The sequence below is a fragment of the Massilia sp. GER05 genome, assembly GCF_052056005.1.
Taxonomy (GTDB): domain Bacteria; phylum Pseudomonadota; class Gammaproteobacteria; order Burkholderiales; family Burkholderiaceae_D; genus Telluria; species Telluria orientalis.
This window is the reverse complement of the sequence record NZ_CP178858.1, coordinates 3,807,581-3,817,931: the sequence shown is the minus strand read 5'-3', so window position 1 is coordinate 3,817,931 and position 10,351 is coordinate 3,807,581. Positions and strand designations below refer to the sequence as shown.

Genomic DNA, 10,351 nt, shown 5'->3' with positions numbered 1-10,351 from the left:
ACCATGGACATCACCCAGTTCACCACTGCGCAGGCGCAGAACCGCCTGCAGGCCGACGGCCTCGAAACGCTCGGCCTGACCGGCCTGCAGCTGGCGCCGCGCTGGTCCACGACGTCGGCGCCCACGTTCGATCCGGTCGCGCTGACGCTGGCGCTGACGAATGCGGAATGTCCGTTCGGCGGCATGATCACGTGGCATGTCCATGGCAACGAGTTCACCGATGCGCAGGGCCAGCCGATCGATGCGTACTGCGGCGTGATCCGGCTGCATCCGCATGCGCAGCAACGCCTGTTCCGCCTCGCCGCCGCGCGCTATGCCAACGGCGGCACGCTCGCGCACCCGCTGCCCGTCGCCATGCTGTTCCGGCTGACGTCCCCGCCGGACGAGACCCCGCGCCGCATCGAAGCCGGCGATCCCGTGCCGCCGCCGAAGGACGGCAGCCTGCCGGCGTCGCTCGTGGTCTCGTTCCACGATGCGCGCGGCCTGATCATCTGCCCCGTGGCCGTGGCGGCCATGTTCGCGGACCTGGTCCAGGGCCTGCCGGGACTGCGCTATCCGAAGGCGCCGGGCACGGTCGGCGATGCCGGCGGCCTCACTGCCATCGCCGCGCTGCCCACGAGCGGCGCGATCCTCGTGCAGTTCGCCGACCTGCACGGCAACCTGTACCGGCCCACGCGGCCCGGCAACGCGATGAACGTCGTCTCGCCCGGCCCGTCGACCACGCCCGTCAACCATGCGACGGGCTATGCCACGCTGGCGGCCAACCAGACCATCGCCGCGGGCAGCGGCGACAATGGCGTGCTGCGCTTCGGCTTCGCCACGCGCGGCACGCTGGACCGCACGCCGCTGTCCATGCCGGCGCTGCCCGCGACGTTGCCCTCGCCGCCGTTCCCCGCCACGACCGGGCCGACGCTGGCACGCCAGTTCCTGCGCGTGGTCGTGGTCGACCCCGAGTGGCATCTGCTGGGCAACCGCGACGCCGCACCGCGCAACACCATTCCCGGCGACGACGGCACGACGCCGGCCGACCTGGTGCCGAAGGTGCGCGACCGCGTCGCGATCGACTACGCGGTCGACGGCGTCAACACGTGGGCGCTCGCCGACGGCGTGCTGGCGCGCTTCCAGGCGGCAGGCACGGGCCTCGTCTACGCCTGCTCGCCCGCGTTCGCCGCGTTCGGCCTGCCGCCCGCGCCGGCGCCCGGCACGACGGTCGCGTGGCCCGCCTTCCCGCCGCCACCGTCGCCCGGACCGGGTGCGGCCACGAACGTGTCGCCGGGCCAGGGCGCGAGCGCCGCGTGGGCCGGTCCCGCGTCACCCGACGTCCTCTTCACCGTGAAGGCTGCGGCCGCACCGAAGGATGCGCATATCCGCGTGTACGCGCGCCGCTTCGCCGAGATCGCGAGCATCGGCAAGCAGCCCTCGTTCGTGCGCGGCGACGGCGGCGCGGCCCTGGCGGACGGCACGAACGACGTGAGGATCCTGCTGGCCAACCCGTTCGGCCTGGGCCCGGGCGATCCGCACAGCCCCGGCATCCGGATCGACGTGGACATCGTCGTGACGGTGCGCGGCGGCCAGCGCAAGCTGTGGAGCGGGATCCGCGTGCCCGTCGACCCGCCCGTCGCGCCGCCCGTGAACACGTTCGGCGGCACCGACCGCCTGCCGCTGGTGCCGCCCGAGATGCGGGGCTGGTGCCCGGTCCCGCTGTTCGGCCTCCCCCGCACGACGCCGGCCGCAAACGGCGGCACCCTGGCCGCGCTGTCGCGCAGCCTCGCCTCCGAAAGCATCCCGCGCGTGGGTCCGCGCCTGCCGCTGATGGCGCGCTTCGAGACGATCGTCGCGGCGGGCATCCCGGATGCTGCCGCGAGCAACGGCGCGCTGTCGTGGCAGGCCGTGGTGACGGGCGCGCGCTGGATGCCGGAGTCGCGCTCCGCCCAGCACACGCAGGGCAACCCCGGCAACCCGGCCGGTCCGGACATCCACGCGGCGGGCGCGCGCGTGACGGGTGCGCTGGCCTACGACTTCGCGTGGCACGCGCTGCGCCGCGCCAAGCCGCCGCTGCCCTTCCCCGGCGCGCCCACGTTGCTGGACGGCTGGATCCTGTACGGCGCCGGCAACAACATGAACGAACCGGCCACGCCGCCGAACGATGCGGCGCCGAACGCCGGCACGCGCATGGGCGCGGCGCTGCAGTCCATCGCGGCCGTGTGCGACACGCCCGAGCTGTCGCTGGCGCCGGAATCGGCTTTCGAGGATGCGACGACGGTGCAGGACATCGTCGACGCGGTCTCGAACGCCGTCAATCCGGCCGGCCCGCCGCCGACCGTGAACTCGCCCAACGGCGACCGGCTGCTGCGCGAGATCCGACGCGAATACTGGGTGGCGAAGCACGGCCGGCGCGACGCCCTGTGGTCGCTGCGGCGCGCGCTGGGCGAAGCGCGTGAGCTCGTCTACATCGAAAGCGCCCAGTTCGCCCCCACGGCCGCCGACAACGGCGGCATGCCGCCCCACATGCTCGACCTGGCCCAGGTGATCATCGACCGCATGACGGATCACCGCGACCTGCGCGTGGTGGTGGCGCTGCCGTGGGACACCGATTTCGCGCACAGCGGCCCGCCGATGAACTTCGACACCTTCGTGCAGCAGGCGATCGGGGCGCGCAAGGCGCTCGTCTCGACATTCCCGGGCATCATCAGCGACCGGCTGGCCGTGTTCCACCCGCTCGGCTTTCCCGGCCGCGCGACCGCCATCCGCAGTGCGGTGGTGATCGTCGACGACGTGTATTCCCTCGTCGGCACGAGCCACTTCCGGCGGCGCGGCATGACGTTCGACGGCGCCGCCGACCTGGGCTCGTTCGACCGCGTGATCGAGGACGGCTATTCGAAGAGGCTGCGCCAGTTCCGGCGGGCGCTGATGGCCACGCGGCTGGGCGTGCCCGTCGGGACGGGGCCGGCCAATGCGACCGCGGAATGGGCCACGCTGGAGCTGCCGCGCACCGCGTTCGGCGTCGTGCGCAATCTGCTGGGTGAAGGCGCGGGGTTGATCAAGCCGCTGTGGGAGGGCTATAACCCGGATGTGATTCCAGCTACCGTGGACGAAGCCGACCCGGACGGTGTAGATGGGGCGACGCTATTGGCGACGCTGGGAAGTTTTTTGGCCAAGGCGTGATGGCGTAGTTACATATATTTACACCCGAAAACGTTTCCCGATTAAAATGTCGTTTTTGCAATCATTTTAGTCAAGGAAATGTGATGAAGGTAAATGTGCGAGGTTTGCTCGCGTGCGCGCTCGCGTTCACGCTGGCCGCATGCGGCGGCGGCGGCTCGGGAGGTGGCGGCGGGTCCGGTTCCGGGGCCAGCAATCCGGACGGGGCCTGGCTTACGTTCGATCCGGCGGCACCGACCGTTAGCCAGTACGAAGGAGAAAGCATGCCCGTATCGGTGACGGCGACGTCGAGCCGCACCTTTGCCCAGTCCTTCAACATCGGCATCATCGACACGAAAGGCGTGGTCACGACCGACGTATCGGTGTCGGGCGCCTCGGCGATGTCCTATGTCGCCACGCTCCGTACCTCCCCGAACCTCAGCGCCGGCACCCATACCACCTCGCTGGAGGTGCGCGTGTGCGAGGATGCACCGCTCACCTGCGCCAAACCGTTCCCCGGGTCGCCCTGGCACGTGCCCCTGACGGTGCAGGTCAAATCCAGGACCGATGCGGCGGCGCGCCTGACCCTGTCGGTGCCTAGCCTAAGCGTGACGACCTATCCCGGCGCGGCGACCACCGTCACGTTCGAAGCACAACTGGACAAGGAACTCGCGAGGCGCGTCGCCAGTATCGGCGTATTCGATCCCGCCAGCCTCACCGTGACCCCGCCCGACCAGATGACGCTCGCGCCGGACGGCCATTACGTGTTCACGCTCTCGACCGCCACCAGCAACGCCCTCGCGGTGGGCACGTACAACAGTAACCTGCAGTTGCGCATGTGCGATGACGACGTACGCACCTGCCAACGTCCCGTGGCCGGCTCGCCGTGGACGCTGCCGCTCACCGTGAACGTGAAGTCGCCAACCAATCTGTCCGCGCTCGCCCCGGTGAACGGGCTGGGCAGCTGGACGACGTACCAGGGCAACGCGGCCCATACGGGATTTGTCGACGCCAGCTTCGATCCCGCCACGTTCACGCGCCGCTGGCAGCTGTCCAGTGCGGTCAATTCCGAGAACAGATACGCATCGACGGCCATCGACAACGGACGGGTATTCATCGTCCGCCAGGGCGCGAACACGCAATGGGAACTGCTGGCGATCTCCGAGGATTCGGGCACGATCGCATGGAAAGTCGAGCTCACCAACCTGAACCACGTAAATCCGCCGGCAGCGGCGAACGGCCGTGTCTACGTCACGTCCACCGGGCACGAGGACACCTATCTGTGGGTCTATTCCCAGGCGACGGGCGCGCTGCTCAAGCAAACCGCGATGAGCTCGCAATGGAGTAATTACTCGGCCCCTACCGTAGTCGGCACCGACGTGTACTCGATCGACGGTTACTACGGCGGCCTCGCCAAATATGCCGACCAGGACGGCAAGTTCGCCTGGACGGTCCCCTCGACGGTCGAGGAAGGCTGGAGCCCAGCCACCGATGGCCGATTCGTCTACACGTACAGTACGCCCGACAACATCCTGAAGGTGTTCGACGCCGCCGACGGCGGCAGCGCCTATGCCATCGGCGCGCCCTACCCGTACAGCACCTATTTCACGGCCGCCCCGGTGGTCCTGACCGGTACGGGACAGGCGATCGTCGCGTCCGGACAGTTGATGGCGTTCGACCTGGCCACCCACGCGCGCGCGTGGGTGCTGGACGGCTACACATTCGGCATGGCCGCCTACGGTAACGGCACCGTGTACGCATTCGGCGCGAACGGCCGCACACTCGAGGCACACGCACCGGCGAACGGAAACCTGTTGTGGACTGTCGACCTGGGCAACAATGACTTCTCGAACGTCATCGTGACGCGCAACCTTGCCTTCGTGAGTTCGTCCACCGCGACGCAGGCGGTCGACCTGAACACGCGCAAGGTGGTGTGGACGTATCCGCAGGGCGGCAACCTGGCGATCTCGCAGCGCGGGGTCTTGTATATCCTGACGAGCGCCGGCAAGCTGGCGGCGGTCAACCTGCGCTGACGCGCTGACGCGCAGCCGCGCAGCCGCGGGCAACGTCAGCCGAGCGACAAGGGCCGAGGATTCGAAACGCGCCCAGCCGCCGCGCAGACCTGGTTCCTGCCCGCGGCCTTGGCCGCATACAACGCCGCGTCGGCTGCGGCCAGCAGGGTCGCCTCGTCGCGGCCATGCAGCGGAAACAGCGCGACGCCCGCCGAGAACGACCTGCCGACATCGGCACCGTTGGACGCGAAACGCAGGGCGGAAAACGCGACCCGCAATTCGTTGATGCGTTCGATGGCCAGGTCGAGCGTCACGTCGCGCATGATGACGACGAACTCTTCGCCGCCGTACCGGCATGGGGAATCGGTCGGCCTGACCTGTTGCCGGAGCAGGCTCCCAAGCGCGCGCAGCATCGCGTCGCCGAGCGCATGGCCGTGCACGTCGTTGACCGTCTTGAAGTGATCGACATCGATCATGACGACCGCGAACGAGCCCCGGGTCCGCGCGCTGCACGTCAATTCGCGCGCCAGCGCGTCCGTCAGATAGAGGCGGTTGTACAGCCCCGTCAGAGGATCGCGGATGACCTGCTCCTGCAACTGCGCCTGCATCGACTGGATGGTGTCCAGCTGGGCCTTGAGCTGCGCGTTCGCCTGCTCGAGGGCGAGCGACGTCGTCCGCGCTTCGGTGACGTCGCGGACGATCAGGACGGCGCCGATCGCGTTGCCGTCGTCGTCGCCGATGGCGAACGTGCGCAGTTCGAGATGCCGCGCACCGCCATGCACGAATTCCGTCGTCGTCGGGGCATTGCCGAGGCGGGCCACGTGTTCATCCAGCTCGGCCAGCTGGTCGCCGAGCAGGCGGCCCGGCTTGACCGGCTGGCCGATGTCGAACATGCGCCGAAGCGCCGCATTGCTTTCGACGACACGCCGCTGGGCGTCGATCACGATGAAGCCGTCGGTGATGGCCGAGCCGATCTTTTCACGCGCCACGGCGACGAGATCGAACAGGCCGCGGCGGAAGATCGCCAGCGATACCAGGATGCCGCTCGCGACCAGGCCGATCGGGGTGGGATCGAGATCCGGCGGGGACACGCCGGCGATGAAGGTCACGTTGCAGATGATCGGGACGAGCAGTGCGCCCAGCAGGATGCGCGTCTGCCGCCGCACGTGCCGCGATCCCCGGTCGTACGCGGCCACGAGGGCAAGCACCGACTTCGCGACCACTACGTAGCTGTACAACGAATGGACCCAGAACAGGGGGCCCATCCGGAAAATGCTGTCCGTGGACTCGCCGCGCCAGGTGCCGAAGCACAGGTCGTGCAGGGGCGACAGCGCGGCCGCGACCACGACGGCAGGCACGATGGCCAGCGCCAGGAGCCGCGACCGGGGCCATTTGTTCGTGCCGCGCGTGTAGCTCAGCACGAAGATCAGCGTGAGCGGCGCGATCGCGACGACGGCCGGGAAGATGACGCGCATCCGCAGGAACATCCCGTCGTCCGGCCACAGGCGCGCGAACGGCAGCGCGTAGCAGGTCAGCCACCAGGCCGCGCTCAGCTGCATGGCCAGCAGCGCTGGCGCCCCGGGGGCGTGACGGCGGGTCCAGGCGACGGAGGCCAGGAACAGCGCCGTCACGGCACCGGCCAGCAGGAGGAAGTTAAAGATTTGCATGATCGCGCGGATGAGCAGGTGCATATATTAGCATCGGCTCACCGGTTGTTTCCTGCAGGAACTAGACTTTGTCACGCGTGAACAACATCACAAGCGGTCATGCAGCGACGCGGCCGCGGTAGCGGCCAGCGTCGCTCCCGCAGGATCTACAGCCAACCTTTGAGGGTCATCTGGTCGGCTACATACTTGGCGATCAACGAATGCTCGAATGGCGTCGGATAAATGCCATCGGCAAACATGAAATGACTGACGTCGCCACCGATCGTATTGCTGGCATTGCACGCAAGCGAATTCAGGACGGCGCCAAGCGCGTTGGCGCCGCAAGCCGGCGTGGTGACGCTGGTCAGGCCGAAGGATTTCGAGTCGGCCGCGTGGGCACGGCTGACGCTCGCCACGTCGATCAACAGGATGCCGGCCTGACCGGCCAGGTCAGCCTTGAGCCTGTCGTTGAAAGCGGTGACCATCGTCTTGATCAGTGCCTGGGACGACGCAGGCTGCGCTAGCGCGAATGGGCTGATTGTCAGGTCCGGAAGGTTATTGACCACGACATATTTCGCGCCCTTCCCGACGATGCTGGTCTTGACCAGTGCAGCGAGGTCGGCCGCGGCGCTTGTCATGGCGGCCACGACGCGCGGGCCATTTGCATCGGCATAGTCGGCGCCGGCCTTCGCCGCGGCACTGGCAGCAATCGGGGCCGCGGCGGCCTTGGCGTCAGCCGTCGCCGTGGCGATCATCTGGGGTATGAGGAACGGCCAGTCGGGCGTCGTGCCGCCCGGTTGGGGCTGGGGATCGCCCGGATGCGGCAGCGAGGCTGCCACCAGGACCAGCGCCAGGCTGTCGGGCGTGTGGTTCGGGTTCGCGAGCTCGGCAATCAATGCATCGGACGCTCGCAATGCATTCACGGAATTCAGGCCGGCCTTGAGCAACTGGCCAGTGAGCGAGAGCGCAAACACGCTCCTTGCCACCCTGTCGCCGGCCTCCTTGCCGGCAGCTTCGCCGGCTGCAGTCGCATCCGCCTTCAACTTGTCCAGTTCAGCAAGCGCATCCGCGCTGCCGGCCATGACGACGACGATTTCGTCGCCCTTGAACTTCCCACCGTTGGCGGCGAGATGGTTCGCGACCTGGGCCGCGACGGGGAGCGTCAGCAGTCCCAGCGCGGATCCGGTCTGCTTGTTGCCGGGCCCCACCGGGTTGCTCACGCGGGCGCCGCCCTGGGCATAGGCGAAACAACCGCCGTGGTTGGTAACCGGTATGGAGAAACCCTTGGCGGCGTCGCCTTCCAGCCCGGTCTGGGCCGCGCACGGTGCCGGCAGTTTCAACTGGCTCGCCAGGACTTCGGTCCAGTTCTTCCCGTCCAGGGCCGGGCTCACCGTCGTATTGTTTCCATTGATCGTGTATTTACCGCCGCCCAATGCCTGAATGCCCCCGACCGCATAGCTGCCGACGTCGACCAGGCTGTCGCCGAACGTCACCTGGGCAGCGAATGTCGGTTTCGCGGTGCCGCTTCCGCCCGGGGTGGAGCCCACCGAGCCGGCATCCGTGGTCGTATTGCTGGAATCGCCGCCGCCGCAGCCGGAAACGACTGCCATGACGAACAGTGCAAGTGAAAGATTGATTTGTCGCATTATTTTTTCCCCAACAGAAGTTGATAATAAGAATTTTCAAAAGAAAAATTTACAACGCTCACTCTTGCACGTTCAATCTTGCCAAGGTTTTGGTTTGATCAATGATTGGCTGAGATTGCTGCGATCGCACCACAACGCCTACCGCGTCGTCGCCCGGCCCGGCCCCCACGTTTTCCCCTCTGAACGGCACGCGCATGAACCGAAGCGCGGCGCCTCCGCCGAGTCCGGAAAACCGTTGTTCAAGCCCCACATTTTGCGTCGCACAACACAAAACCGTCCTGGCGTCGGCTGACCCGTTACTTTTGCAAGCAACATTTTTTGATCCTGGGTTATTTCTTTTCAAAACATCCCATGGCTGAGCTTTGAGTCGGATCAACGAAATCGCATACGCGTCCTTATGCAGCGGACTTGGCGATAAGCTGAGGCCTGGACCTGATCAATGCGTTATCCCCCGAGAGCAGAAGGAGGCCATGATGAATACAGATGTCAATCCGGTGTTGGTCGATTTCAAACCCATACAGGTCTCCAAACCGGTGTCGCAACGTTTCGCGCTGGAGCTATCGGCATTCGGCCTTGCCCGTGGCTATTGCAAGGTGCACGGTATCGAGAGCAAGGACGGCAAGCGCCAGGCGTTGGCCGACATGAGAAGTCGATTCGCGAAATACGCGGTCTCGTCCGACCAGATCAGGCAGCGGCAGCTGGTCTTCTTTCCAAAAGTGACCGATATCCGCATTTCCGATGGCGACGTGGTGCTGGCAGAACCCACGCAGGAGCATCTGCGGCTGTTCGCCGGCCCCGACGATACGAAGGGGGCCGACCTGAAAACCCGCCACCTCAGCTATGAAAGAATCGTGAACGACTGCGTCACGGACATGTACTCCGATACGATGACCGGTCCGGACGACCTGATCCATGTGACCAGTTCCGGCTACCTGGCACCCAGCCCGGTGGAACGGGTGGTCGCACACAAGGAATGGTTCGATACCGCTGTAACGCATTGCTACCATAAACACTGCTATGGAGCGTTTCCCGCGATCAAAATGGCGCACGGCTTCCTGTCCTCGTCGCTTACCGGTGCCGCTCCCCCCAAACGGCGGATCGATATCGTCCATACCGAGCTCCTGTCCGGTCATCACAACATCGAGGACAGCGGTATCGAAAACATCATCGCCATGACATTGTTTGCTGACGGCTTCATCAAGTATTCGGCGTGCTCCGAGAGTTACGCGCGCGAGCACGGCCTGCGGGGCTTGCGCATCCTCGCCTTGAACGAGCAACTCCTGCCCGACGCCGCCGATGCGATCACAATGATGCCGACCGACCACCAGTTCCAGGTGACCCTGTCTGTCATGGTGCCGGTGGTGATCAAGCGGCATGTCTACGCTTTTGCCACCGACCTGATGCGCAGGATCGGCATGGACTTCGAGCGCGACAAGGACTCGATGATGTTCGCGATCCACCCGGGTGGGCCGAAAATCGTCGAGCATGTCCAGAACGAACTGCGCCTGCGCGAAGATCAGGTCTCGTTCAGCAAGTCGGTCTTTCATGAAAACGGCAACATGTCCTCTGCGACCATTCCGCACATAATGAAAGCGATTCTGGACGAAAAAGCCATCCGGCCAGGAACGCGCGTGCTGTGCCTGGGTTTTGGACCTGGGTTGACGGTGTCCGGCCTGATACTGGAGAAAGTCTGATTCCGGAGGAATAAGGAGACGTCACCTATCCTGTCTTCTTATTCCGGTAAAAAAGCCAAGCGCACCTCCACGGTATCGGCGATCACCGCGCCACTTCAACCGCTACGCGCGGCGGTCGAAGGCCGCGAGAACCACACTACGCCGCCAGCTGCTTCACACCATGGTGCCGTGCCGACCGGGCGCCACCAGCGCGCATCTGTGGCGGGTCGCAC

General features: G+C 66.2%; 5 protein-coding genes. 3 read left to right on the top strand and 2 right to left on the bottom strand.

What is annotated here, in order from left to right; genetic code table 11:
* The first annotated feature begins 3 nt into the window (after positions 1 to 3).
* Positions 4 to 3,165 carry a hypothetical protein gene (locus ACL58G_RS17120; protein ID WP_440962552.1) on the top strand — a complete coding sequence of 1,054 codons (3,162 nt, stop codon included), beginning with the start codon at positions 4 to 6 and terminating at the stop codon, positions 3,163 to 3,165.
* 83 nt (positions 3,166 to 3,248) lie between these two features.
* A complete protein-coding gene (locus ACL58G_RS17115) occupies positions 3,249 to 5,174 on the top strand; it encodes an outer membrane protein assembly factor BamB family protein (RefSeq protein WP_440962551.1) in 1,926 nt (641 codons plus the stop codon).
* Between the two features lie 35 nt (positions 5,175 to 5,209).
* Here the strand turns inward: ACL58G_RS17115 and ACL58G_RS17110 are convergent, their stop codons facing one another.
* Positions 5,210 to 6,820: a histidine kinase N-terminal 7TM domain-containing diguanylate cyclase gene (locus ACL58G_RS17110; protein ID WP_440962550.1), complete on the bottom strand. Its 1,611-nt coding sequence runs from the start codon at positions 6,818 to 6,820 to the stop codon at positions 5,210 to 5,212.
* Between the two features lie 146 nt (positions 6,821 to 6,966).
* Entirely contained in the window at positions 6,967 to 8,445 is a 1,479-nt protein-coding gene (locus tag ACL58G_RS17105) for an SGNH/GDSL hydrolase family protein (RefSeq protein ID WP_440962549.1), read from the bottom strand.
* A gap of 470 nt (positions 8,446 to 8,915) precedes the next feature.
* Here ACL58G_RS17105 and ACL58G_RS17100 point away from each other — a divergent pair, with 470 nt between their 5' ends.
* Positions 8,916 to 10,139 carry a 3-oxoacyl-[acyl-carrier-protein] synthase III C-terminal domain-containing protein gene (locus ACL58G_RS17100; protein WP_413385619.1) on the top strand — a complete coding sequence of 408 codons (1,224 nt, stop codon included), beginning with the start codon at positions 8,916 to 8,918 and terminating at the stop codon, positions 10,137 to 10,139.
* Positions 10,140 to 10,351 lie beyond the last annotated feature (212 nt).